The following is a 24,925-nucleotide window of genomic DNA, read 5'->3' as shown; positions in this document are numbered from 1 at the left end:
AGGGTTATTGGATTTGGTGTGGTTCTGTTACAAAAGGTGATGACGGGCGATATTATATGTTTGCATCACGTTGGCCGAAGCATTTGCCGATGCATCCAGGATGGCTTTTGGAATCGGAAATTGTTCTTGCCGCGTCGGATTCACCAGTAGGGCTATTTGAATTTGAGGAAGTGGTACTTACTTCTAGAGGAGCTGAATATTGGGATGGTCGGGCTGTACATAATCCATTTATTGTGAGGCATAAGGATCATTATCTTCTCTATTATATGGGGACTACTCATCCATTCGACGATGTGTCTCCGGGAGACGAACTAATATTAGATGATCCCCGGGTGATCGTGGCACGTTCAAATAAAAGAATCGGCCTAGCCATTTCCAAAAGTGTGCATGGTCCTTGGAAACGCCTTGACGCACCAATTCTAAATGTACGTCCTGGTAAATTCGACAGCTATTTAACATCGAATCCAGCACCTTGTGTAGATGAATCAGGATCTGTTCTTTTAATTTATAAAGCAAGGCGTTATGTTGGCAATGGATTTAGTGATATGGCTCTTGGTGCAGCATGGGCAGATCATTTTGAAGGACCTTATCGTCCTCTCAGAGAAGAGCCCATTTTTCCGCCATCGCAAATACATCTAGAAGATCCTTTTATTTGGAAAACTGATGATGGATATAGAATGATTGCCAAAGATATGACCGGTGATGTGTGTGGTGAGCGACATGCTGGAATCTACGCTTACTCTGAGAACGGGCTCGATTGGAAGATCGCAGACAATCCAAAAGCTTATTCCAGGAAAGTCATATGGGAGAACGGATCGATCAAAACAATGGGTAATTTCGAGAGGCCATTCCTTCTGTTCGAAGATGGTCGTCCCACACATTTATATGCCGCTACGTCTGATGGAGAAGGCAATTTCAGCGGAAAGAATACATGGAATATGGTTATTCCATTAGCATAGAAGATAGAGAGTGATGTAATAATAATGTCTGGATCGAATCCGAGCAACTTAGTTACCGGTTCGAATCCAGGCATCATTTTTTGTACAATTCCAAGTCAAAAAGGATTCCGCATTATGGTGAACTTCTTTCAGGTTTAATGGATTAAGTGGCCAGATTTGGCTTTTTTGACCCATTTTGTGGAGATGCGGTTCACGAATCGCTTGAGACCTAGTCCGAGGATTAGCGATATTCCGGCATAGATGAGCAGCACGCAGATATCCCTTGTAACCAATCCTCCAAAGCTTCCTCCGACGGATTCGCGCATTAGTCCGATCCCGTAAGTAAAGGGCAGATAAGGATAGATCGCCTGGAAGAAGGGCGGTGTGACTTGGATAGGGAATGTACCGCCGAACCGGCCAATTGCAGGACGAGCAGAACAATCGCCATCGCTTTGCCGACATTGCCGAATACGGATACCAGCGTATAGATCATGAGCATGAACACCGCGCTGATCAAGAGCCCGAACAGAATGAACCTGAGTGGCTCCGCGGCATAGGTACCTAGAATCCATAGATCACCCGTCGTGACAAATAGCGATTGCAATAGCGCCAGCGTCAAAAAGGTGAAGAAGCGGCCAAAATACTCGTGATAGCTGCGTAGGGGAACGCCGTTAATGGTCTTGTTATGCACTTCGACGGTAAGCATGGAGACGAGGAGCAGACCGCCGACCCATAGTGAAAGAGTAGTGAAGAAGGGAGACATTGCCGACCCGTAATTTGGAATTGGGAACATCCGGGTCTCCTTCAATATGACCGGTTCGGCAAAAAAATCGCTCTCCTTGGCATAGTTCAGACTGAGTAGCTTAATTAGGTCCTCCAATGAGCCCTTTTTCTCCAAGGCTGTGATACGGTCAGTCACTTCTTTGAGCTTCCGCTCTGCTTCTGGAAGATGCCCGCGCAGAGTCTTGGCTTCTGTCGTCGCTACGACCAGACCTTTCTTCGCATCCTTAATGATGTCGCTTACGACAGGTAAGTCGGACAAAGCCTCTGACAAGATGCTCTTCGTATGGTTGGCGTCTTTTTGCGCTTGTTCGAGAGCAGCTGATATCGCTGGAAGTATCGTACTGTCGAAGCTGCCGATTAGTCCGTCCAGGCGACCGGAAGCATCTGCGGCCAGAGCATTGAATTTTTCTAGCAAGGATCGTGTTACGTCTTTCCCTTGGTCGGCAGAAGCTTTGATGTCCTTTAAGAGTTGTGCCATTTGTCTGAAATCCGTTTCAATTCGGTTCAGTTCTGTGATTTTAGCACTTAAACTGGAGCTCGGAGCAATGGACTGTAATCGGCTCAGTAATTTGCTAAGTGAACCGGCCCCGTCAGCAGCCACAGTAAGCGCGTTCTCCAAATGCTCAGGCAATTGCAAAGTCCCCAGATCTTCAGCCACATCGAGCCCGGTGAGCAAATTGTTACTCGTCTGACCAGCCAAATCGGCTAACAGTTTTAGCTGCTCTAATGTCTCCTTGGCTACTGGACCGGCAGATTGAACAGCATCCCTACTACGGGCGAGAAAATCTGAGGTTTGCCCGGCGATCCCTTCGCCTTTTTGGGCCAGATCGGCGACAAAGGGGAGTTCTTTTTGCACCTTCGTGACGATGGTCTGTCCTTTTTGTAAATCTGAGACAGCGATATTTGCCGCCTCGTTAATTTGCGGGAAGAGCTGTACCATTTGAAAAGCTAGCTGTCTGGCGTTATTGATGAGAGGAAGCTCCTGTTTTAATTCCACCCCAATATCATTGAAGATACGAAAAATCGCCCCGTTTGCTGTTTTCACAAAATTTGCGCTAACTTCACTAATGATCGAGCTGGCCCCTTTGGCCGTGATTTTAGGCGCGACGGCATTTATTTTCTCATTGACATAGTATTGGATCTCCGCCTTCTCCGGGTTCGGAGTAAGAACGGTCGCGATTCGAGCCGAGAAATTCGCTGGGATGATAATGACAGCATAGTACTTGCCATACTTTAAGCCTCGAATCGCTTTGTCCCTGTCGGTGAAGACCCAGCCTATATTATGATTTTCATGTAGGGAGGTGACAATTTCCTTTCCTAGAGCAATGGATTGTCCGCGCATGGTTGTTCCGGTGTCCTCATTGGCAACAGCGATCTTGATCCCAGAGGTTTGGCCATAAGGATCCCAGGAAGCGCCAATATTAAACCAAGCATATAGAGAAGGGAGAAAGATCAAGCCCGATATGATGATAGCGGCTGCCCAGTTGGTGATTATTCCGTGTAAATCCGAGCGATAAATATACAATATCTTTTTCACAGCAATCTCCATTTTCATTTTTTTGCTTATTATTCCGAATTGGCAGTATTATAATCCATAGCTATGTCCTTGAAGCAGATAAAAATAGAGACGCTTACAATTTTACTATTGACGTTGTCGGAAGCATGCTTTATTATAGTCACATAACAACATACCGAATACATTTGGCGTGTTACCATTCAATTCGTGGGCATGAGCCAAGAAGAGCAGTCCTATTTATTTAGGATTCTTTTCTTGGCTCTTTTTTGTTCGATCTTTTAGTCATACGAATCGAATCTGGGTCCAGACTTCGTCCAAGAAGCGGACGACGCCCATTATGTAAACGGTATCAAGATAATGATGACGTGGGGAGGGAGCCGCACAAGAATAGTTCTTATGCGAATGTAAGAAGATAGAAGATAGGATCGTATAAGGGACGCTTATGTCGGTATAACCATTGATCATCTAACTATAGGATTAGGAGGAGTTTAACTCATGTTTTCTAAATGGAGAAAGAAATCAACTGAAAGCAAGCAAGTAGAAATTTTAGCCCCGGTAACAGGTAAGGCTGTTCCGTTAACTGAGGTTCCAGATGAGGCATTTGCAGCAGGACATATGGGTAAAGGGATCGCAATTGAACCAACAGAGGGTAAACTGATCTCGCCGTTCGACGGTACCGTCGTACATGTGATCAAATCGAATCATGCCATCATGTTGGAAGATGCTTCGGGACTACAGTATCTGTTCCACATTGGTATTAATACGGTATCTCTAAAAGGTGAGGGTTTCACTTCACATGTCAATGTAGGCGACAAAGTGAAGGCTGGTCAACTGCTGATCGAATTCGATATCGCTAAGATTGCAAGCAGCGGATATCCAACGATCACGCCGATTATTGTAACAAACGCTGATGAAGTGACAGAGAGCTTGGAAGGACTCAGCGGATCAGTGACAGCAGGCCAAGACGTCATTTTAAAGGCGGTTATGAAGTCTTAAATATCACTATTTTGAAAGGATGATTATCAATGCTAGCAAAGCTCCAAAGGCTAGGCAAATCGCTCATGCTTCCGGTTGCAACGTTACCAGCAGCGGGAATTTTGCAAGGTTTCGCTAATATCGATTATGAGAAGGATCTACATCTCGGTTCGGCAGTCGGAGGGTTCATCAATCAATATGTCGCTACGTTCCTGAATGCAGGTGCATCGGCAATATTCGGAAACCTAGCTCTAATTTTTGCGATCGGGGTTGCAATCGGGTTTGCCGGTGATGCGGTAGCTGCGTTGTCGGCACTTATCTCTTACATGGTGTTGACCAAAGTACTGGCTGAAGTACCAGGTGTGTTCTCCTTTATCGGTAATGATGTCAAATTGGATATGGGTGTTCTGGGCGGTATATTTACAGGTTTGTGGGCAGCTTACTTATATAATAAATTCCATAATATCAAGTTGCCGGATTGGCTCGGATTCTTCGCTGGAAAACGGTTTGTTCCGATCGTCACGGCTGCAAGTACAATGGTTCTCGCGGTATTCGCAGGTATGATCTGGAGTCCAATTCAGGATGCGATCAGTGTCTTCGGTAACTGGGTCGTTGGACTTGGTGGGATTGGATCATTTGTATTTGGCGTTGCAAACCGCTTGTTGATCCCTCTCGGTCTGCATCACGTTCTTAATTCTATCGCTTGGTTCCAAATTGGTGATTTCACGAATGCAGCCGGTGAGGTTGTACATGGTGACTTGTGGCGTTTCTTCGCCGGAGATAAATCGGCAGGGATGTTCATGACAGGCTTCTTCCCAATCATGATGTTCGCGATGCCTGGTGCGGCATTGGCCTTCATTCATACAGCTAAGCCATCGAAACGTAAAATGGTAGCTTCTCTCGTTATCGGTTCCGCTGTAGCGTCGTTCTTGACAGGTATTACTGAACCGCTAGAATTCGCGTTCATGTTCGTTGCTCCAGTCTTGTATGTTGTGCATGCGATTTTGACAGGCCTTTCAGGATTGATTATGTACCTGCTGGATGTTAAGTTAGGATTTGCCTTCTCAGCTGGTCTGATCGACTATCTCGTTAACTTGAAGCTGTCGACGAACGCTTGGATCCTGCTGCCGGTAGGTGTTGGCTTCTTCCTACTGTACTACTTCTTGTTCCGCATTATCATTGTCAAGTTCAATCTGAAGACTCTTGGACGAGAAGATGATGACGACGAGGATGAGGTAGTAGCTAATACATCCAATGGGGATCGTGTTGTATCCTCTTCAGACAGTCGTGCTGCTCAAATCTTGGAGCAAATCGGTGGACCTAGCAATATTCAGTCTGTAGATGCTTGTATCACTCGTCTTCGTCTAATCGTTAGGGATGATAAAAAGGTAAATGATTCAGCTCTTAAGAAGCTGGGCGCTTCCGGTGTAATGAGACTCGGTCAAGGCGCAGTTCAGGTTGTATTCGGTCCGAAATCTGAAGCGATTAAGGACGAAATCCAGAAGATGCTGTAATGCGCATTTTGGCAAACTTCGTTTACCCTTCACAGGGCAGATCATTGCGATCTGTCCTGTTTTTTTGTTAATACCAGGTTCCAGATCATTCCTTCAATGTATGAATTATGATAGTATGAATTCAAGAATCTACCTGAGTTAGGGCTTGCAAAGCAGTTCACCCAAATCCAAAGTGAAGATGTGAAGCCATGTTTATTTTTGACAGGTTAAAAAGATTTGACTTCGTCATTCTGTTCATTCTGCTGCTATTTATGGGCATAAGTGTCGCCGTATTATACAGCGCTACAGTGAATACGGCATATCACGGGTATCATCTACAAATGTTGAAATACTACATTCTTGGTTTTTTCGTTATGGCTGCTGTATCATTGATCAACTATCGGATTGTACTTAAATTGGCTCCATACATTTACCTGCTCGGTCTAGGCCTATTGGTGATCGTGAACTTTATCGGAAATACCTACTATAATGCTACAGGCTGGATGACGATTCCGGTGGTTGGAATGAGCTTCCAACTGGCTGAATTTTTCAAGCTTCCTTTAGTGTTGTTTCTCGGATACATACTATCTCGCAAGCAGAGGCCTAAGCTCAGATTCTGGTTGGATGTGCTGCCGATGTGCTTCGTAACGTTCATTCCATTCGTCATCGTTATGGTGCAGAATGATCTGGGGAACGCGCTTAGCTATCTCGTTATTCTCGTTGGTATGCTATGGATTGGGAACATTAAATACACTCATGCTTTTATTGCTACAGTCTTGCTAGTAGGATCGGTTATCGGGGGATTGGGGCTTATAAGACGCATCATGATGAGATTAATCAATATCTCGTTGAGATCGGCCGCCAACACTGGATCAATCGTATTGATCCTTGGCTGATGCCGGAAGTAGCAACGGATGATGCGGCTTATCATACAAGGAATGCCAAGATGGCGATCGCTGCCGGAGGTATAAACGGGGAGGGCTATCTACAAGGGGTGAATGTACAGTCTGAGCGGGTTCCTTTTACTTATTCGGATTCGATCTTTGTTGTGATTGCTGAAGAGTTTGGTTTTATCGGCAGTTCATTCGTGTTACTATTGTATTTTGTGCTGATCCATCGCTTGATATTGATCTCATTAGAGTGTAAGGAGCGGCTGGTCCCTATCTAATCGTAGGTATCGTGTCGCTGTTCCTTTATCAAATATTTGAGAATATCGGGATGTTCATTGGGCTGATGCCTCTTACAGGAATTACGCTGCCATTTATTAGCTATGGCGGTACATCTCTGCTGATTAATATGATCTGCATGGGCCTGGCGCTTAGCATTCGCCTTTATGAAGAAGAAGAGAAGGAAGAGCATCGGTCTACGTTGAGTTTTTAATACGACGTCGATTAACACCGCCCTTACATAGGCGGTTTTGTTTTCCAAGATATATGCTCGTCCTTGCATAATAGCTTATAATACTGTTGGCAGAGGCTGACGACTTTTGAAGCTGTCTTTAGATAAATGATTATACAACTATTGGCAATTCCTGAAAAGTTATAACTTCTAATTCGAAAAATGCACATTTAATGGAGGTGCAGCATGTCGTATCGACAGCTTAAATGGATGATCTTGATCGTCCCGACGTTGCTGATCGGGATTTGGGAGTACGTTAGGCATCAATTTCTGATGCCATACTTATCGATGGAGGCAGGAAATTACTTAACGCCAATGCTGCTGTTTATGATCAGTGTAACTTTGCAATATAAATGGTTCCGCAATCTGGAAAGCATGCAGGAGGAACTTCAGAAGGAGCGGGCCCATAAGGCGAGCTGGGAAGAAAGAGAGCAGTTAGCCCGTGAATTGCATGATGGCATCGCTCAATCTCTGTTCCTGCTGTCTGTCAAGGTGGATAGGGCAGAGAGAAGGCAGAAATCCAGTGGTGAAGCAGTAGATCTGGACGAGCTCCGAACGACGATTCAAGACGTTAATCGCTATGTCAGGCAGGCGATCTCCGATCTGAAGCTGCCGCCGGACATTGACGAAGAGGGTAACCATCTCTCCTTCCCGGAGCGGATTCAGCAGATAGCTGATGAGTATCAACTGGTTCTACATCTGAATTGGGCGCTGTCAGAGGACCGATGGTCGGCCAAAGAGAAGTTAGAACTGCTCGCTTGTATCCGGGAAGCGATCGTGAATGCTGGTAAGCACGCTGCAGTTCAGGAGATATTTGTGCAGGGAAATGAGCAAGAGGGTGCTTTTCAAGTAAGGATTATCGACCGAGGAAATGGCTTCGTGGTAGGTGAACTAACGCCGGAGCGGTATGGACTGCGGATTATTAAGGAGCGAGCGGAGCAGATGCATTGGAGTTTAATCGTGGAGTCATCGGCTGGAGAGACTAGTATTATGATTCAAGGAGGTTATGGAAATGATGAGAACCCGCGTATTGATCGTTGATGATCATCCTCATGCCCGTGAGGCGATGAGTGACATTCTCTCGGAGGATGAGAGCTTTGAAATTATCGGATTTGCTGAGAGTGGGGAAGAGGCTGTACTTCAGACGGAGATGTGGATGCCGGATCTAATTCTGCTGGACATTCATCTGCCGGGACAGGACGGATTGGAGACAACAAGAGAGATCAAGCTGAAGTTCCCTTATGTGAAAATTGTGCTCGTCACCGTCTCCGACAATGTGGCTTATCTCTTTGAGGCTTTGAAGCAGGGGGCGCAAGGCTATTTGCTGAAGAATCTCGAGCCAGGCATCTGGCTTGAATACCTTCGTGCGGTGGCAAGTGAAGAGGCGCCGATGACGAGTGAACTAGCCCTGCGTATTTTACAGGAATTCTCATTGCAGAAACCGAATCAGACCGGTCATCATCCGCTTACGAATCGTGAACGCGAGATACTCGACTTGGTTGCGAGAGGGATGACTAATCGGGAGATTGCTAAGGCTCTCGACATTTCTGATCAGACAGTTAAGAACCATCTGAAGAACATCATGCATAAGCTCCACCTAGAGAATCGCGTACAACTTACGCGTTATGCCATGGAGCAAGGTTGGATTTAATACTCATAGGGATGTTAAAACAGCCCAAAGGATAAGCCCCAAATCCCTAGTTCCATAATTCACAACGGGAAAGAAAAAATAGCCAATAAGGCAGGCCAAACCTACTGTTTATATAAATTCACTATATGAAAAATTCTTAATAGTAAAATCAAATTCATGTTACCTAGTTACTCTCACCTTTATCTACACCAGCTCAACTATCTAGTCACACAAATATTCCTTTAAAAGAACGTATTAAAGCGACTATTGTGAAAATTTCATAGCTTATGTATACTGGAAACAAAAGGGAGGTGACTGCCCCATGGCTTTTATGATCGCTCAACGGGCTTACATTAAGTTATTTCTAATTACGAAGGTGGAGCAGCGACGCGGGTATGGTTATCAGATGTTGGAGGAAATGAAGGAGGAATTCAAGCCGTTCGGGTATGTACCTCCGCTGAGTGAGATTTACCGCGCACTGCATGAACTGGTGCAGGAAGGAGTACTGTACCGGACCAAGCAGTTGAAGGGGAATGATCCCAGCGTAGATTTTCAGGAGATCGTGCTTTATCATTTTACGGAAGATGGACGGGATAAGGCCAAGCTGTATAAGAAACAGATGAAGGCTGACCTGGATCGCTGTATCGGCATGTTGCAGAAAGCGGTTCAGGACAATTATAACTAGTTATAGTTAATTCCGATAAGACTACTGTCCCAATACATAGTAAGATGATAACAAAGAATAAAGTTTAGATTCAAATTACCTATCAATTAAATATTGTGGGAATAGGTGTTCTCGGTAATACAATTGAGAACTTAAAAGGGAAGTCCGGTGCGATACCGGCGCGGTCCCGCCACTGTAACAGAGGAGTTTGATGCGATTCTTGCCACTGATATAAGTCATATCGGGAAGGCAGCATGAAGACGTAGATTCTGGAGCCAGGAGACCTGCCTGTTCTGACAACACTGAATTACCTACGGGAGATAGGGAAGTGTTAAAGATTACTGCCATTGTATATCGAATACAGAGGTTCTCTTTAGCATTGCCTAAAGGGAGCCTCTTTTTATTTCATCTGGCATGGACTCTGAGAACCTGTATCCCATCAAAATTATTCATGGAGGTTGGTTGAATTGAGCAAAATCGTAAGCGGAAATTTAGGGTACCCAAGGATTGGACGGAATCGGGAGTGGAAGAAAGCGATCGAAGCTTATTGGTCAGGGCAAATCGCTGAGTCTGAGCTGCGGGAACGTTTAACTGCGATTCGACTGGACAACTTGCGTACGCAGCAAAATAAAGGAATCGAAATCATTCCGGTCGGTGAATTTACCTACTATGATCATGTGCTAGATACTGCGGTTATGTTCGGATTAGTCCCAGCACGGTTCGAGTATGACGGTGGGGCTGTGCCACTTAACACCTATTACGCTATCGCCAGAGGAAATAAACAGGCCGCGGCCAGTGAGATGACGAAGTGGTTTAATACGAATTACCACTATATCGTACCTGAGCTTGGAGATAGAGAGCCGAAGCTAACTGTGAATTATCCGCTCGAGGCGTACCGAGAAGCGAAGCAAGCTCTGCAAATCGAGGGCAGACCCGTGCTGCTTGGTTTGTATACGTTCCTGAAGTTGTCCAAGGGTTATGTTGAGAGTGAATTTGGCGCATGGATCGACAAGCTTCTGCCACTCTACATTCAAGTACTGCGTGAGCTTGCGGCTGAAGGCGCAGCCTGGGTTCAAATCGATGAACCGGCCCTTGTAACCGAGATAACCGCCGAGGATATCCAGCATCTGAGTTCGATATACAAGACAATTGCTCAGGAAGTGCCAGGAATCTCAGTCATGCTACAAACCTACTTCGCCGCGGCATCCAAATATCAACAGGTGATTGATTTGCCAGGTACAGGGGTTCGGATTGGATTTCGTACATGGTCTGGAGGGCAATCTGGCGGCACTTCGCGAGTTTGGCTATCCGGCTGGCAAGGTACTCGGAGCTGGAATCATAGATGGACGCAATATCTGGCGTAGCGACTTGAAAGCAACCAAGCAACTGTTAGACGAGATCATAGAGCTATCGCCACAGGCCGAGAAGATTATCGTGCAGCCAGCGAGCAGCTTGCTGCATGTACCAGTCAGCTTGCAAGGGGAGACGGATCTGGAACCTCTTCTGAAGAATGCGCTGGCCTTTGCGGAAGAGAAGCTGGATGAGATAGTTAGCTTGAAGGCAGTGTTCGGCAGCGCAGCAGTTCCTTCCTTATTCACGGAGAACGAGCAGTCCCTCAATGCATTATCAGCAGCTCCGGTTCGCAATCGCCTGAATGTTCGTAGTCAGGTCGAGCAGGCCTTGCAGCAACCAGCAGAAAGGCAGAATGAGTTCGATGTACGCAGAGTGAAGCAGGAGCAGAAGTGGCAATTGCCATTGCTTCCGACGACGACAATCGGCAGCTTCCCACAGACGAAGGAAGTGCGCTCGGCACGCCAGAAGTGGCGCAAAGGTGAATGGAGCACGGAACAATACGACCAATACATTCAATCTGAAATTGATAAATGGATCCGCATCCAGGAGGAAATTGGATTGGATGTGCTCGTACATGGAGAGTTCGAACGGACGGATATGGTTGAATTTTTCGGTGAGAAACTGCCAGGCTTTGCTTTTACACGTGGTGGATGGGTTCAGTCCTATGGGACGCGCTGCGTGAAGCCGCCGATTATTTACGGGGATGTGGAATTCGGTCAGCCTATGACTGTAAAAGAGACAGAGTACGCTCAAACGCTCACTCAGAAGCCAGTTAAAGGCATGCTGACCGGGCCGATTACCATCCTGAACTGGTCTTTTGTACGAACCGATATTCCTCGCAAGTATGTTGCTTATCAGATCGCCCTCGCCTTGCGCGAAGAAGTGGAAGCACTGGAGCGTGCAGGGATCGAGATGATTCAGGTGGATGAGCCTGCACTTCGAGAAGGGCTTCCTCTGAAGCGTGAAGAATGGCAGGAGTATCTGGACTGGGCAGTGAATGCATTCCGGATTTCAACTAGCTCGGTGCAGGATACGACGCAGATTCATACGCATATGTGCTACTGCGAATTCCAGGATATCATAGATTCCATCCAAGCTCTGGATGCGGATGTTATTTCGATCGAGACGTCGCGCAGTCACGGAGAACTGATCAGCAGCTTCGAGGAGCAGACCTATCCACTGGGTATTGGTCTTGGCGTCTATGATATTCATAGTCCAAGGGTTCCTTCCAAGGAGGAGATGCTGTCTCTGATCGAACGCGCGCTGGAAGTGCTAGATCCGCAGTTATTCTGGATCAACCCGGACTGCGGATTGAAGACAAGGGGGCAAGAGGAAACTGTCGCAGCTTTGTCACATATGGTATCAGCGGCAGAAACCTATAGAGAGAAAGTAACTTCTAACTCATTGAAAGTAAAATGATGAAAATGTGAGAAAAGACATAGGAAATTTTCTAAAAACTGCAATTGACAAATGATCTTGGGTAATTTACTATGTTATCTATATCTCAAGAGAAAAAGTTAGTAGATAGGATAATAGAATTACACCAGGAGGAATCATAAAAATGGCTAAAGTTTTATTCGTCAAAGCTAACAACCGTCCGGTTGAGCAATCCGCAACAGTAAAATTGTATGAAAGCTTCGTACAATCCTATAAGGAGACTCATCCACAAGATGAAGTTGCTGAAGTGAACGTATTTGAAGTAAATCTTCCGTACTATGACAACGACATGATCAACGGAGGATACAAGCTGGCTAACGGTTTTGAAGCAACACCAGAAGAAATGAAGGCTGTTGAACTCGCGAACTCATACCTTGATCAATTCCTGAGCGCAGATAAAGTGGTATTTGCTTTTCCATTGTGGAACTTCACTATTCCTGCACAACTTCTGACTTACCTGTTCTATTTGAACCAAGCGGGTAAGACCTTCAAATATACTGCAGAAGGCCCTGTAGGCCTGGTTGGCGACAAAAAAGTAGCATTGCTGCACGCTCGCGGCGGTGTATACTCCGAAGGACCAATGGCTGCTTTGGAAATGTCCTTGAATTATGTAACTAACACACTTGCATTCTGGGGAATCAAGAATCCTGAGAATGTGATTGTGGAAGGTCACAATCAATTCCCGGATCGCGCTGAAGAGATTCTTCAAGACGGTATTAAGCGTGCAGCTGATCTCGCAGCTCGCTTCTAATTTAGTAGGTAGCTAACTACTATCTTACCGAATATATATAAAAAGCTATCCCGGCAAATCTATTTTGCGGGATAGCTTTTTTTGTATTTACGATATTAGCTAGTAAAAATATTTAAAATTGCTATAATAATATAATATGCGAACATGTGCTCGAATAAGGAGTGCTGATATTGCTATATTATCGAGGACAGCTTAGAGATACGGAGGAATTACGGAATGCTTCAGAAGACACATACTTTGGCAGGGCTGGTCGCGGCTGAATGCGTCATAATCCACTATAACCAGCCGCTTCTATCCTGGGAGTCAGGAGCAGCGATGCTGATTGGATGCCTAGTAGGTCCGCTTGCGGATATTGATAAGAGAGGATCAACGATGGCTAAGATTCTACTGCCGCTATCATGGTTGCTGCAGTTACTTCGCGTTAAGCATCGAACAATGACACATTCTTTGTTATTCTTAGTGCTGTTAGGTTATTTGTTGTCCCCTATACCTGACTTCTACTTTTGGACGATTATAGCCGCTTATGCCTCACATCCGCTCATCGATCTTCTGAATGATCAAGGAGTTGCTCTACTATGGCCTTTGAATCGGAAATTCCGTTTATTGCCGAAGCCACTCGCGATTGATACGGGATCTTTGCAGGAGATCATTTTCAGGACGACATTAGCTGTATTGGCTATTATTTTACCGTTCGCACTATGGGGCTCATTTTGAGTCTTTTTTTTATTTGTGCTTCATTATAAAATGGAGTTTACTTTAAGTTCGGTAGAGCTCATGGATATCTCTACCGGCTGGGGATAATGAATAATATACTCAATATAATTGAAGGAGAAATGTTATGGTCTCAGATTGGGAAATGGTGTTTAAACTTTGCATTGCTTTATTATTCGGTTTGTTCATTGGAATCGAGCTGGCAGCTGAAGCAGAAGCCGCTTGGGATAAAAACTTGTATGGTAATCTGCATCTCAAGCTGTCTTGTCACCATCGTCTCGATTGAAGCCTTTCAGAAATTTGCTGGGCCGGATCATCCCAATATGGACCCAATGCGATTGGCGGCTCAGATCGTTAGCGGGATTGGTTTCCTGGGGGCAGGGGCAATTCTGCGCCGCAGTAATGAAGGAATCTCAGGGCTAACGTCCGCAGCGATGATATGGGCGGCTTCAGGCATCGGTATTGCAATTGGTACGGGATTTTATATTGAAGCTGCGTTCGCTGTCATTTTGCTGATTCTGGCTGTCAATTTCGTCCCGTATATCATTAAGTGGATTGGACCATATAAGTTGAACCAACGCGATGTATCCTTGAAGATCGTTATGGAGGAACATGGTAATGTGACGGATCTGATTCGAATTATTGAACGCAAAGATGACAGGAGCGGCGACAAACATATTCAACAACATCGCATCCGCCGACTTAAGATCAAGGATCTGGACGAAGGACGCCATCGGGTTGATATGGTGATTGCAGCGTCGGAGAAAGAGTATACAACAGAAATTTACAACTTTGTACGGAGTATTGATCATGTAACCAGCGTCGAGGTCGAGAATTTATAGCTTGAATTACCTCTAGAAGTGCGTTTGTTTAACTTCAGTTTAAAATAGTAAGGTATTCTTCTCTTAAGAACGAACAGGGAATGTTCAATTTGGCCAGTTTTCTTCTAAATGAAACTACAGATCCTTATTTGCTTAAAAACATCAATGTCACGTTTCGTTAGAGGCTAAGAGCGGACTTTTTGAGCTTCCTTTATTAATCACTCAAGGAGAAGAACTATGAAAACAGATATAAGCAAACCCAATTTCTCATCATTTTATCGATTAATGAAAGAAACGAAGCCACCGGTGGCTTTAATCATTGTCTCGATTTTGCTTAGCGTTGTTTCTACGCTGGTCGGTCTGGTTATCCCGATGTTTACTAAGAGCCTGGTCGATGGATTCTCTCTGGAATCGATTAGCCGAATGCAGATCGTAGGTCTGGTCGCCGCTTTTATCGGGCAGACACTGGCGGCCGGTGTGTCCATCTTCCTGCTGAATTATATCGGTCAGAAAGTAGTTGCCGTCGTTCGCGACAAATTGTGGAAGAAGCTGCTTGCTTTGCCGGTATCCTATTTCGATAACAACCGGACCGGAGAATCGGTCAGCCGGATGACGAATGACACGGGAGTCATTAAGACCTTCATTTCCGAGCATGTAGCGAGCTTCTTCAGCGGTATCATATCCATTATCGGCTCTATCGCCGTACTGATCTATCTGAACTGGAAGATGACATTGATTATGTTCCTTGTGATTCCACTGGCGGCGCTTGTGCTTGTACCGATCGGCCGCAAGATGTATAAGGTCTCGATCAGTATGCAGGATGAGACAGCCTCCTTCACAGCGATGATAAGCCAAGTGCTATCTGAGATCCGCCTAGTGAAAGCCTCCAACGCAGAAAAAATAGAGTATGAGAACGGAAACAAAGGCATTCAGAATTTGCTGAAATTCGGGATTAAAGAAGGGCTGATTATGGCCTGGATCAGTCCGTTAATGAGCTTCGTCTTAATGATGCTGCTCGTAATAGTTATCGGCTATGGCGGTATGCAGGTATCTTCAGGCGTACTGACCGCTGGGGAACTAGTAGCCTTTATTCTGTATTTGATTCAGATCGTTATTCCTGTAACTCAACTTAGCACCTTCTTCACTCAACTGCAGAAAGCCAACGGTGCAACCGAGCGGATGATGCAGACAATGAACGAGCTGGAGGAGGATTTCCATGCTGGTCATGAGGTGACGGATGCGAAGCTTCCGGTTAAGATTGAAAATCTGTCATTCGGTTATAAACAGGATGAACCTATCCTTCAAGGGGTTAACTTCCAGATGGAGCCGGGTACTGTCACAGCGGTAGTTGGTCCAAGCGGCGGAGGGAAGACTACGCTATTCCAGGTACTTGAGCGCTATTATTTACCGCAGAAGGGACGGGTAATGCTCGGCAACGAGCCGATTGATTCCTTCTCACTCCGTTCATGGAGGGGAATTATCGGCTATGTGTCTCAGGAGAGTCCGATGATTGCCGGTACGATTCGTGATAACCTTTGCTACGGGATTGAACGCGAAGTCAGCCTTGAAGAGCTGGAGCAAGCTGCGAAAATGGCTTATGCCGATGGGTTCATCTCAGAGCTGCCGGAGGGATTTAATACGGATGTAGGTGAACGCGGAGTGAAGTTATCTGGCGGACAGCGGCAGAGAATTGCTATCGCCCGTGCATTGCTCCGTGATCCGAAGATATTGATGCTAGATGAAGCCACATCCAGTCTGGACAGTCGCTCGGAGATCGTTGTGCAACAAGCGCTCGATAATCTGATGGCGGGAAGAACGACGGTTGTCATCGCTCACCGGTTATCAACGGTTGTCGGTGCGGATCAGATTATTTTTATCGAGAAGGGAAAAGTCACCGGACGGGTACCCACGAACAACTGCTGCAGCATCATGAGATGTATCGGGAGTTCGCTACGCAGCAATTACAGCTTGCCGATGCCTCACCAGAGTTTAACCTTCAGCAACAATAAATAGATCGTAGGTGAATAATCGATTATGGCGAAAATACTCGTTGTTGATGATGATCATCATATTCGTGAGCTGGTTAAGGTTCTAATTGAAGAGGCTGGGATCGGCGATGTGCTGGAAGCGGCCGACGGTGTTGAAGCACTTGAAATGATGGAGATGCAGCGGGCAGATATGGTTATCCTAGATATCATGATGCCGAATATGGATGGTTGGGAGCTGTGCCGAGAGCTGCGAAGCATGTATGATATGCCGATTCTGATGCTTACAGCTAAGGGGGAGACGAGGCAGATCGTCAAGGGCTTCGATCTTGGCACCGATGACTATCTGGTGAAGCCGTTCGAGGCAGCAGAGCTTATCGTCCGAGTCAGGGCGCTACTCAAGCGGTATCAAGTGATTGCTTCACAGAGCGTAACGATCGGTGCACTTCATGTGGACCGCAAGACATTTCAGGTTATCGCGGAGGGGGATAGCCTGACTTTGCCGCCCAAGGAATTTGAATTGTTGTTCTTGCTCGGCAGCTATCCAGGTAAGACGATAACCCGAGAGCAGTTAATTGAAGATATTTGGGGCTATGATTTCGAAGGAAATGAACGAACGGTAGATGTGCATGTGAACCGGTTACGGAGCGATTTCCAGAACTAAAGTATCGCTTTAGAATTGTAACGATTCGCGGTCTCGGTTACCGTCTGGAGGTATGCTAGAAGGACCATGTATAAGAAAATGTGGAAGAAAATCTGGCATGTCATATCCCATTTTTTTCAGTATCTTGGGATAATTCTCGTTCTGATCGGAGCATGGTTCGGCGCAATGTTTATTTTGCGTGGAATATACCATTTTACGGGTGCTCCCTCATCAGCTTACGTATCACAGGTAATCAACCTCGTTGTAGGATTTCATCTGTTCTTTATCACCATTATGCTTGTTGGACAAATTTATCGAAAAAGAGAGATTGCCAAGTTAAAGCGTATTATTGAAGCCATGCGTCGGATTGCCAAAGGAGACTTCTCGGTACAGCTCGATGAGAGCGAAGAGTACCGTGAATTTAAACAGATCGTTGAGAGCATTAATGAAATGGCTGGAGAATTAAGCCAGATGGAGATGATGCGGCAGGATTTCATATCGAATGTGTCGCATGAGATTCAATCTCCGCTTACCTCGATTCGCGGTTTTACAGAGGCTTTAAGAAGCTCACAGTTGAAGGAAGAGCAGCGAAGGCATTATCTGGACATTATCGAAAGCGAGAGTCGCAGGCTCTCACAAATGAGTGATAACATGCTTAAGCTGTCCTCACTTGAATCAGATCGTTCTTCGTTCGAACATAGTAAGTTCAGGCTGGATCGTCAATTACAATCAATTGTGCTTGCTACCGAGCCGCAGTGGCTGGCTAAGCAGATTGAGATCGAGTTGGATCTGAAGGAAATCTATGTTGAAGGCGTAGAGGAATTACTCAGCCAGGTATGGGTTAATCTACTTAATAACAGTATTAAATTCACATCTGTGAAGGGCAGAATATGGGTGAAGCTTACTACCGGAGATGAGGGTGCTAAGGTCATCATTGCCGATTCCGGGGTAGGTATCTCCAAAGAGGATATCCCATATATCTTTGATCGTTTCTATAAAGCGGATAAATCAAGAAATCGTGATGCCGGTGGCAGCGGCCTTGGATTATCTATCGTTCGAAAGATTGTTGATATTCATCAAGGGCAGATATCTGTAGAATCACAGCCAGATCAGGGAACACAATTTACAGTATTTATTCCAATACAGTGGAAATAATGAATAGCTTGTAATCCTTTTTTAACCGTTTATTTTGGAATCGATGTTATTCGTCATGGTATGATAGAATCATATGTGTGACTTTAGTCGATAAAAGGATGAAATAAATGAGCAAACAAATACTGATTGTAGATGATGATGAGAAGATAGCAAAGCTGATAGAAATCTATATGATAAATGAAGGCTACAATGTGATCAAGGCGGATAACGGGTTAGTGGCACTCGAGATTATCGAGCAGAGTGAGATTGATCTGATCGTTCTCGACGTGATGATGCCTGGCCTGGACGGAATCTCGGTATGTCTGAAAATTCGTGAGACTTTAACAACGCCGATCTTAATGCTAAGCGCCAAAGATGGTGATATGGACAAGATTACCGGGCTTATGACTGGAGCTGATGATTATATGGTGAAGCCATTTAATCCGTTGGAACTTGTAGCCAGGGTCAAATCTTTGCTCCGTAGATCATCATATTCAGCGCAGCCTATCGCGCCCAGCGCGAGCCATATTATCAAGATCGGCCCTTTGCAGGTGGACAAGAGACGCATACCGCCACTGTCGATGGCATAGCGGTTAAGCTGACACCGATAGAGTTCAGCATTCTCTATCTTCTGGCCAGCCATCCGGGGCGTGTATTCGGCTCGGAGGAGATCTTTGAACTGATTTGGAAGGATAAATATTTCGAGAGCAGCAACTCCGTTACAGTGCACATCAGTCGCTTGCGCGATAAGATAGAGAAGGAAATGGAATGTGAAGCGCTGATCAAGACTGTATGGGGGTAGGCTACAAAATTGAAAGCTAGTCTACGCTTTTTATCCTGGCTATTATGGACTGTAGTTACCTCGCTTGTTGCGCTGTTGCTACTCTTTCAATTGGCCAAGCTAACTTTCTTCCTATTTCCCCACCTTACCTTGCAATCAGCATTAGTCTGGATCAACCGGTATATCGGGTTCCCGGAAGTGTACTATCTGTCCGGCGTACCGATTCTGATGCTATTCGCTCTCTATTTCTACAGACGCAGTGTGCGCAGGCATGAGGAGAAGTATTTAAAGCTGCTGATTGAGGAAGTACACCAGATTGAGGAAGGCTCGGCATCGAGAATACCCGTCGAGAACGTAGGCCAGCTTGGTCAGCTTGCTACTGACATTAACCGTATGATTGACCGGATCAGAACCTCTATTGAGGAGGAACGGCGAGCAGAGCAGACCAAGAGTGAACTGATTACGAATGTGTCACATGATCTTCGCACACCGCTGACTTCTATCACTGGATATTTGGGGCTGATCGAGCAGGATCGTTATCGTGATGAGGTAGAGCTTCGATATTATGTCAATATGGCATATGAAGAGTCGCTGCGTCTTACTCAGTTGCTCCAGGACTTGTTTGAGTTCACTCGGTTACAGAATATGGAGATGAAGCTACAGAAGACGAGAATTAATCTGGCCGAGATGCTGTATCAGATTACATCTCATTTCGGATGGCAGTTGCAGGAGAGTGGGATGGAGTGCCGTCTCTATCTCAAGCCACAGCTGTTTGTTCATGCAGACGGTGACAAGTTGCGAAGAGTGTATGAGAATCTTATTACGAATGCTATCCGTTATGGAAGCGGCGGTAAATACATTGATATCCGCGGTGAGATAACGGCGAATGAGGTGATCACAGAGGTAATCAATTATGGTGATCCGATCCCGGAGGCCGATCTACCACATCTATTCGACCGTTTCTATCGCGTGGAGAAATCTCGGCGACACACACCGGTGGTTCGGGAATTGGACTGGCGATCGCCAAGCATATCGTCGACCTGCATGAAGGAACGATTATGGCCGAGAGCAATGTGCATCGAACGATGTTCAGGGTTCGTCTGCGGAAGGATGATTCGGAATAAATTAAACCATTTGGAGACCATTCCAGATGGTTTTTTTGTGCTTGTCGTATTTTTTAAGAATTAAGCAGTGAAATCTTAAGATAAACTTAAGAATTTCTTATCTGAACTGCAAGCTATGTCATCCATAATGGAAAATAGCAATGCTGGGTACAGATAGTGACTACGGAATGAACTGTAGGAAATATAGAGAACCAAGGGAGAATCCAATAATGAATAGTCGTACAATGGAAATAATTTACCGTGAATATAAAACCGATGTGTATCAATATTTGTACTATTTATGTCGCAATCATCACAATGCCGAGGATCTAATGCAGGAGACATTTTACCGTGCATTAACCCGGCTTGAAGGGATGGAGCCGAAGCGGATTAAAGCTTGGTTGCTGCGGGTAGCTCATAATGCATATATCGATAAGCTTCGTAAAGAGAGCCGTTCCAATGTGTATGAGAATGAGTTCTTCTACAACTTCTCTAATGAAGAGACACCGGAGACGAAGCTGCTTAGCCAAGAGGTTAGGGATGAATTGTTCGATCAACTATCTCTGCTTCCGCCGAATCAACAGCACGCGGTACTTCTGTACGATGTTCATGGATTCTCTTATTTAGAGTCTGCTGAATTGATGGGGATAGGATTATCTCATTTTAAAATATTGCTGTATCGTGCTAGACAAAAGCTACGCAAAGGTAGTCAATCGGCATAAGTGGGCCAGCTTCCATTTATGGGTTAAATCCGTCATAATAGATGGGAGACTAACTTATTGTAAGGAGGAATAGGTACATGGCTTTCCATCTACAGGATACAGTAACCCTCAATAACGGAGTGAAGATGCCAAGATTCGGTCTAGGTGTCTACAAAGTGCAAGAAGGGGAAGAAGTTATTCACGCGGTTAAGTCTGCGATTCGGGCTGGCTATCGGAGTATCGATACCGCGGCGCTTTATAATAATGAAGAAGGTGTGGGGCAAGCTGTCCGTGAGGCGATGACTGAGAATGGTCTGACCCGCGATCAGCTGTTCATCACCTCCAAAGTGTGGAATTCCGAGCAAGGCTACGAGAAGACGCTACAGGCTTTTGAGACAAGCTTGAATAAGCTTGGCCTTGATTATATCGATCTGTTCCTCGTGCATTGGCCAGTCAAAGGTAAATATAAAGACACTTGGCGCGCTTTAGAAAAGATCTATGAAGAAGGTAAAGTGCGTGCTATTGGTGTAAGTAATTTTCAAATTCATCACCTCGAGGACTTGCTGGGCGAAGCGAAGATTGTGCCGGCGGTCAATCAGGTTGAACTTCATCCATTGCTGAGTCAGAAAGAACTACTTAACTATGCGACCGGCAAAGGAATTTATCTCGAAGCATGGGCTCCGCTTGGACAAGGTCGTGTGCTTGATGACGAGACGCTGAAAGCGATCGGAAGCAAATACGGGAAAACTCCGGCTCAAGTAATCCTACGCTGGGATTTGCAGGTAGGCATTATTACGATTCCTAAATCGGTGAATGAGCAGCGGATTATTGAAAATGCTGATATATTTAATTTCGAGTTAAGCGCAGAAGAAATCGCGCAGATCGATGGGCTGAATAAGAATCAGCGCTTTGGTCCAGACCCGGACACTTTTGATTTCTAAAGGAATAGTTATGGTGAAGAGAGAGTTGTGAGAGCAGCTCTCTTTTTTAATGATTGGTTTCCACTGTGCTTGGGGAATCGTCATATAACAAAAATAGCTCTGCCCATCACACCCCGTCTGTGATAAAATCGTGTATAGCTGTTTACCAAATTTCGGAGGGAACTATGACATTTATCCGCAATTTGCTGCAATTCGGATGGCTTCAGGCTTTATCCTGCATATTTCCAGTGATTATATTTGGGACGCTAGGATTAACTAAGATCGTACATATCCCGGGATTACCGAGGTATGATCTAATTCTGATCGTCTGCGTGTTAGCGCAAATTGGTATGATTGTCTTCAAGCTGGAGACGATGGATGAGCTTAAAGTAATATGTATGTTTCATATTATTGGTCTCTGTCTAGAATTGTTCAAGGTACATATGGGGTCATGGGCTTATCCTGAACAGGCTTGGACGAAGATTTACGGAGTCCCGCTCTACAGCGGGTTCATGTATGCTAGTGTAGCGAGCTATATTTGCCAGGCATGGCGTAGACTTCAATTGCAGATGACGGGCTGGCCCAGTGGATGGCTCACCGTACTAATTTGTGCAGCGATCTACCTAAATTTTTTCACACATCATTTCATTGGTGATTATCGCTGGTGGCTAACCGTCCTACTGTTCCTTATATTCTTCCGTACTAGAGTGCATTATTCGCTCCATTCCCAGACGTACCGGATGCCGCTGATGTTGTCTTTTGTTCTGATTGGCTTCTTCATCTGGATCGCGGAGAATATTTCTACTTTTCTAGGAGCATGGAGATATCCGGGACAAGAGCACAAATGGCAGCTCGTTCATATCGGTAAGATCAGTTCATGGTTTATGCTAGTTGTGATCAGCATTATTATTGTAGCGCAATTGAAGCATGTTAAAACGGGCTTGATCTGGCGTAAGGGCGACGAAATGGGCTGAACTGTTCGTTAAGTTATGAGCGGAGGTGGTCAGTGATGAATAAGTCGAAGGGTTATTTTTATTATTTGCTATGGACCATTGGGATGCTGATCGTAGTATATTACGGCAACCAATTCGTAGGGATGATGGAGTCGAAGAAGGGGGAGTTCCTACGAATCGACTATAGTCTGTTGGGTAATATCATATATGCGCTATTATTCGGGATCTATTTAAGCCTGCTCAATGGTTTGCCAAACCGTAGAAAGTTTCATAGACCGTTATTCTTTTTCGTATTTCTGCCCAGTTTGATTTTGATGATCTATCCGATGCTGAATATTTTCTTGAAGATGCCTTATTATGCTCTGTATCAAGATGTAGCTAGGCAGGAAGGACACTTTTTCTTCGGTTTGCTTTGCGGATTAACCTTGATGAAGAGTTTATTCGGCAGTCGATAATGTGATCGTGAGAGTAAAAGATACTATTAACGGAGGTGCCTGTGTCTGATGTCAAAAATATTGGTTCTAGGAGGCTCCCGATATTTCGGGAAAAGACTGGTTCAATTGCTGGCCAGTGAAGGGCAGCATCAGGTAACTGTCGCTACGCGCGGACTGACAAAGGTGGAATTTGCTGGTGAGGTCCATCAAGTTGTGTTGGATCGTTCAGACGAAACTTCATTGAGAGAAGTAGCACAGTCTGGGCCTTGGGATATTGTCTATGATAATATTTGTTATTCTCCTAACGAGGCTTTGGCCGCAGTGCATGCTTTTGAAGGGCATGTGGGTCGGTATATTGTAACCTCTTCGGCATCTGTTTACGATTTCCTTGATCATCCACTGGTTGAGTCGGACTTTGATCCGTATCAATATGAACTGAAAATGGGTGACCGTGATGCGTTTGGATATGCTGAGGGGAAGCGACTTGTTGAGACGGTCTTTATGCAAAAAGCTAATTTTCCGGTATGTGCGATGCGTATTCCGATTGTTCTTGGGCCGGATGATTACACACGCAGACTGCATTTCCATATTGAGCATGTAAAGCAGGGCCTGAAGATTGGGATTCCCAATCCTGAGGCGGCGATCTCATTCATCACATCAGGTGAAGTTGCGTCCTTCATGAAGTGGCTTGGCACTTCTTCAATTACAGGACCTGTGAATGGGAGCTCGGATGGGGCGGTGACGATCGGTCAAATTATAAAGATGATTGAAAAAGCTTCAGGCAATGAGGCTCGCATCTTGTCAGAGACCGAGGAGGAACATATGTCTCCGTTTGGCATTCCGACCTCCTGGACGATGGATACATCCAGAGCCAAGGCGGCCGGGTACTCTTTCCATTCCGTTCAGGAGTGGTTGCCAGAGCTGATTCATGATATCGAAGGTACATAGGACATGATGAGTTATTCTCTTGAGAGGAGCCGATTCAAGTGTCGTTGCAAGGTCAAGTTGTAATCGTAACCGGTGCGGGGCAGGGAATAGGACGCGGTGTAGCTAAGGTTTATGCCGAGCTTGGAGCATCGGTAATCATAGCAGAGGTGAACGAGGCGGCGGGAATTAATGTCGCAGAGGAGATTAACTCAAAGGGTGGTACGAGTCTTTTTGTTCCTTGTGATGTGAGGCAGGAGGAGGATATCCTTAGCTTGATGGCAGCGGCTCATGAACGATTTGGGCGGATTGATGTACTCATTAATAATGCCAGCGTCTCACGATTCAAGGATCTGTTTGAATTAACGGTAGAAGATTGGGATGACGTGCTTAATACGAATGCTCGAAGCTGCTTCCTGGCCTCACGCGCTGCGGCTCGATATATGAAGGCGGGTGGTCACGGCGGTGCGATCGTCAATATCTCATCGACACGTTTCTTGATGTCGGAGCCGAATTCGGAAGCCTATGCTGCATCCAAGGGAGCGATTGCCTCCCTCAGTCATGCTCTTGCGGTGACGCTCGGAAGTGACCAGATTCGTGTCAATTGTATTAGTCCCGGTTGGATCGAGACCGGGAGTATGAAGCATTGAGGGATATTGATCACCAGCAGCATCCGGCCGGCAGGGTTGGTACTCCAGAGGATATTGCTCGGGCGTGTCTGTATTTTACAGATCCGAATAATACATTTGTTACAGGAGCGCATATCGTTGTCGATGGGGGAATGACCCGGAAGATGAAATATGAGCCTTAATAGAGGTGCTGAAAACTGAACTTTTTGAACACGAAGTAATATATATTTTTGTTAAGGAGAATGTTA

The 24,925-nt window shown here is 45.5% G+C and carries 16 protein-coding genes, 8 pseudogenes and 1 riboswitch; of the genes and pseudogenes, 22 read left to right on the top strand and 2 right to left on the bottom strand.

From position 1 onward, the window contains the following. Nucleotides 1-56 precede the first annotated feature (56 nt). Nucleotides 57-959 (top strand): glycoside hydrolase family protein, encoded by a 903-nt coding sequence (locus RE628_RS16310; protein WP_309154069.1) that lies wholly within the window; start codon nt 57-59, stop codon nt 957-959. A gap of 134 nt (nt 960-1,093) precedes the next feature. On the opposite strand, the gene RE628_RS16305 is transcribed toward RE628_RS16310, so the two are convergent. Further along, the gene (locus tag RE628_RS16305) at nt 1,094-1,264 is read right to left on the bottom strand and encodes a hypothetical protein (RefSeq protein ID WP_309154068.1); all 171 of its coding nucleotides are present in this window, start codon (nt 1,262-1,264) and stop codon (nt 1,094-1,096) included. Then, entirely contained in the window at nt 1,264-3,258 is a 1,995-nt protein-coding gene (locus RE628_RS16300) for a YhgE/Pip domain-containing protein (protein WP_309154067.1), read from the bottom strand. Before RE628_RS16300 ends, RE628_RS16305 begins: the two co-directional genes overlap by 1 nt. A gap of 474 nt (nt 3,259-3,732) precedes the next feature. On the opposite strand from RE628_RS16300, the gene RE628_RS16295 reads away from it, so the two are divergent. From RE628_RS16295 to RE628_RS16195, 21 genes and pseudogenes are all read left to right on the top strand, one after another. Further along, entirely contained in the window at nt 3,733-4,233 is a 501-nt protein-coding gene (locus RE628_RS16295) for a PTS sugar transporter subunit IIA (RefSeq protein WP_309154066.1), read from the top strand. A 29-nt stretch (nt 4,234-4,262) separates the two neighbouring features. Next, nucleotides 4,263-5,726: an N-acetylglucosamine-specific PTS transporter subunit IIBC gene (nagE, locus tag RE628_RS16290; RefSeq protein ID WP_309154065.1), complete on the top strand. Its 1,464-nt coding sequence runs from the start codon at nt 4,263-4,265 to the stop codon at nt 5,724-5,726. Between the two features lie 194 nt (nt 5,727-5,920). Beyond that, nucleotides 5,921-7,085 (top strand): annotated as a pseudogene (locus RE628_RS16285) (FtsW/RodA/SpoVE family cell cycle protein). Nucleotides 7,086-7,289: 204 nt separating this feature from the next. Further along, on the top strand, nt 7,290-8,144 hold the full coding sequence (locus tag RE628_RS16280; protein WP_309154064.1) for a sensor histidine kinase: 855 nt from the start codon (nt 7,290-7,292) through the stop codon (nt 8,142-8,144). After that, complete coding sequence (locus tag RE628_RS16275) at nt 8,119-8,754, top strand: response regulator transcription factor (RefSeq protein WP_309159482.1); 636 nt, start codon at nt 8,119-8,121, stop codon at nt 8,752-8,754. Before RE628_RS16280 ends, RE628_RS16275 begins: the two co-directional genes overlap by 26 nt. Before the next feature lie 301 nt (nt 8,755-9,055). After that, nucleotides 9,056-9,418, top strand: coding sequence for a replication termination protein (locus tag RE628_RS16270; RefSeq protein WP_309154063.1), 363 nt, complete (start codon nt 9,056-9,058; stop codon nt 9,416-9,418). Nucleotides 9,419-9,504: 86 nt separating this feature from the next. Continuing rightward, nucleotides 9,505-9,704: riboswitch (cobalamin riboswitch) on the top strand. A gap of 160 nt (nt 9,705-9,864) precedes the next feature. Then, nucleotides 9,865-12,169, top strand: a pseudogene (gene metE / locus RE628_RS16265) (5-methyltetrahydropteroyltriglutamate--homocysteine S-methyltransferase). A 142-nt stretch (nt 12,170-12,311) separates the two neighbouring features. Next, on the top strand, nt 12,312-12,938 hold the full coding sequence (locus tag RE628_RS16260; RefSeq protein WP_309154062.1) for an FMN-dependent NADH-azoreductase: 627 nt from the start codon (nt 12,312-12,314) through the stop codon (nt 12,936-12,938). 216 nt (nt 12,939-13,154) lie between these two features. Continuing rightward, complete coding sequence (locus RE628_RS16255) at nt 13,155-13,652, top strand: metal-dependent hydrolase (protein ID WP_309154061.1); 498 nt, start codon at nt 13,155-13,157, stop codon at nt 13,650-13,652. A gap of 124 nt (nt 13,653-13,776) precedes the next feature. Continuing rightward, nucleotides 13,777-14,491 (top strand): annotated as a pseudogene (locus RE628_RS16250) (MgtC/SapB family protein). 216 nt (nt 14,492-14,707) lie between these two features. Then, a pseudogene (locus tag RE628_RS16245) lies at nt 14,708-16,479 on the top strand (ABC transporter ATP-binding protein). Nucleotides 16,480-16,504: 25 nt separating this feature from the next. Continuing rightward, nucleotides 16,505-17,178, top strand: a pseudogene (locus RE628_RS16240) (response regulator transcription factor). 7 nt (nt 17,179-17,185) lie between these two features. Then, nucleotides 17,186-18,253 (top strand): sensor histidine kinase, encoded by a 1,068-nt coding sequence (locus RE628_RS16235; protein ID WP_309154060.1) that lies wholly within the window; start codon nt 17,186-17,188, stop codon nt 18,251-18,253. 107 nt (nt 18,254-18,360) lie between these two features. Then, nucleotides 18,361-19,054, top strand: a pseudogene (locus RE628_RS16230) (response regulator transcription factor). A 187-nt stretch (nt 19,055-19,241) separates the two neighbouring features. After that, nucleotides 19,242-20,137: pseudogene (locus RE628_RS16225) on the top strand (sensor histidine kinase). A gap of 209 nt (nt 20,138-20,346) precedes the next feature. Continuing rightward, a complete protein-coding gene (locus RE628_RS16220) occupies nt 20,347-20,838 on the top strand; it encodes an RNA polymerase sigma factor (protein ID WP_309154058.1) in 492 nt (163 codons plus the stop codon). A 77-nt stretch (nt 20,839-20,915) separates the two neighbouring features. Beyond that, the gene (locus tag RE628_RS16215) at nt 20,916-21,758 is read left to right on the top strand and encodes an aldo/keto reductase (RefSeq protein WP_309154057.1); all 843 of its coding nucleotides are present in this window, start codon (nt 20,916-20,918) and stop codon (nt 21,756-21,758) included. A 164-nt stretch (nt 21,759-21,922) separates the two neighbouring features. Further along, nucleotides 21,923-22,711: a DUF817 domain-containing protein gene (locus RE628_RS16210; protein WP_309154056.1), complete on the top strand. Its 789-nt coding sequence runs from the start codon at nt 21,923-21,925 to the stop codon at nt 22,709-22,711. Nucleotides 22,712-22,746: 35 nt separating this feature from the next. Beyond that, a complete protein-coding gene (locus RE628_RS16205) occupies nt 22,747-23,145 on the top strand; it encodes a hypothetical protein (RefSeq protein WP_309154055.1) in 399 nt (132 codons plus the stop codon). A gap of 48 nt (nt 23,146-23,193) precedes the next feature. Then, nucleotides 23,194-24,072, top strand: coding sequence for an NAD-dependent epimerase/dehydratase family protein (locus tag RE628_RS16200; protein ID WP_309154054.1), 879 nt, complete (start codon nt 23,194-23,196; stop codon nt 24,070-24,072). A 38-nt stretch (nt 24,073-24,110) separates the two neighbouring features. Continuing rightward, nucleotides 24,111-24,859 (top strand): annotated as a pseudogene (locus tag RE628_RS16195) (SDR family NAD(P)-dependent oxidoreductase). Nucleotides 24,860-24,925 lie beyond the last annotated feature (66 nt).

This window comes from Paenibacillus sp. D2_2 (assembly GCF_031199965.1).
GTDB lineage: Bacteria > Bacillota > Bacilli > Paenibacillales > Paenibacillaceae > Fontibacillus.
The sequence above is the reverse complement of the archived record's forward strand: the minus strand, read 5'-3'. Positions and strand labels throughout refer to the sequence as shown.

Excerpts from the sequence above, each read along its gene's own strand:
- RE628_RS16255 (WP_309154061.1), top strand. The coding sequence starts at position 13,155 with ATGCTTCAGAAGACACATACTTTGGCAGGGCTGGTCGCGGCTGAATGC.
- RE628_RS16260 (WP_309154062.1), top strand. The coding sequence starts at position 12,312 with ATGGCTAAAGTTTTATTCGTCAAAGCTAACAACCGTCCGGTTGAGCAA.
- RE628_RS16295 (WP_309154066.1), top strand. The coding sequence starts at position 3,733 with ATGTTTTCTAAATGGAGAAAGAAATCAACTGAAAGCAAGCAAGTAGAA.
- nagE (WP_309154065.1), top strand. The coding sequence starts at position 4,263 with ATGCTAGCAAAGCTCCAAAGGCTAGGCAAATCGCTCATGCTTCCGGTT.
- RE628_RS16280 (WP_309154064.1), top strand. The coding sequence starts at position 7,290 with ATGTCGTATCGACAGCTTAAATGGATGATCTTGATCGTCCCGACGTTG.
- RE628_RS16205 (WP_309154055.1), top strand. The coding sequence starts at position 22,747 with ATGAATAAGTCGAAGGGTTATTTTTATTATTTGCTATGGACCATTGGG.
- RE628_RS16305 (WP_309154068.1), bottom strand. The coding sequence starts at position 1,264 with ATGCGCGAATCCGTCGGAGGAAGCTTTGGAGGATTGGTTACAAGGGAT.
- RE628_RS16200 (WP_309154054.1), top strand. The coding sequence starts at position 23,194 with ATGTCAAAAATATTGGTTCTAGGAGGCTCCCGATATTTCGGGAAAAGA.
- RE628_RS16235 (WP_309154060.1), top strand. The coding sequence starts at position 17,186 with ATGTATAAGAAAATGTGGAAGAAAATCTGGCATGTCATATCCCATTTT.
- RE628_RS16310 (WP_309154069.1), top strand. The coding sequence starts at position 57 with ATGTTTGCATCACGTTGGCCGAAGCATTTGCCGATGCATCCAGGATGG.
- RE628_RS16275 (WP_309159482.1), top strand. The coding sequence starts at position 8,119 with ATGAGAACCCGCGTATTGATCGTTGATGATCATCCTCATGCCCGTGAG.
- RE628_RS16215 (WP_309154057.1), top strand. The coding sequence starts at position 20,916 with ATGGCTTTCCATCTACAGGATACAGTAACCCTCAATAACGGAGTGAAG.
- RE628_RS16270 (WP_309154063.1), top strand. The coding sequence starts at position 9,056 with ATGGCTTTTATGATCGCTCAACGGGCTTACATTAAGTTATTTCTAATT.
- RE628_RS16210 (WP_309154056.1), top strand. The coding sequence starts at position 21,923 with ATGACATTTATCCGCAATTTGCTGCAATTCGGATGGCTTCAGGCTTTA.
- RE628_RS16220 (WP_309154058.1), top strand. The coding sequence starts at position 20,347 with ATGAATAGTCGTACAATGGAAATAATTTACCGTGAATATAAAACCGAT.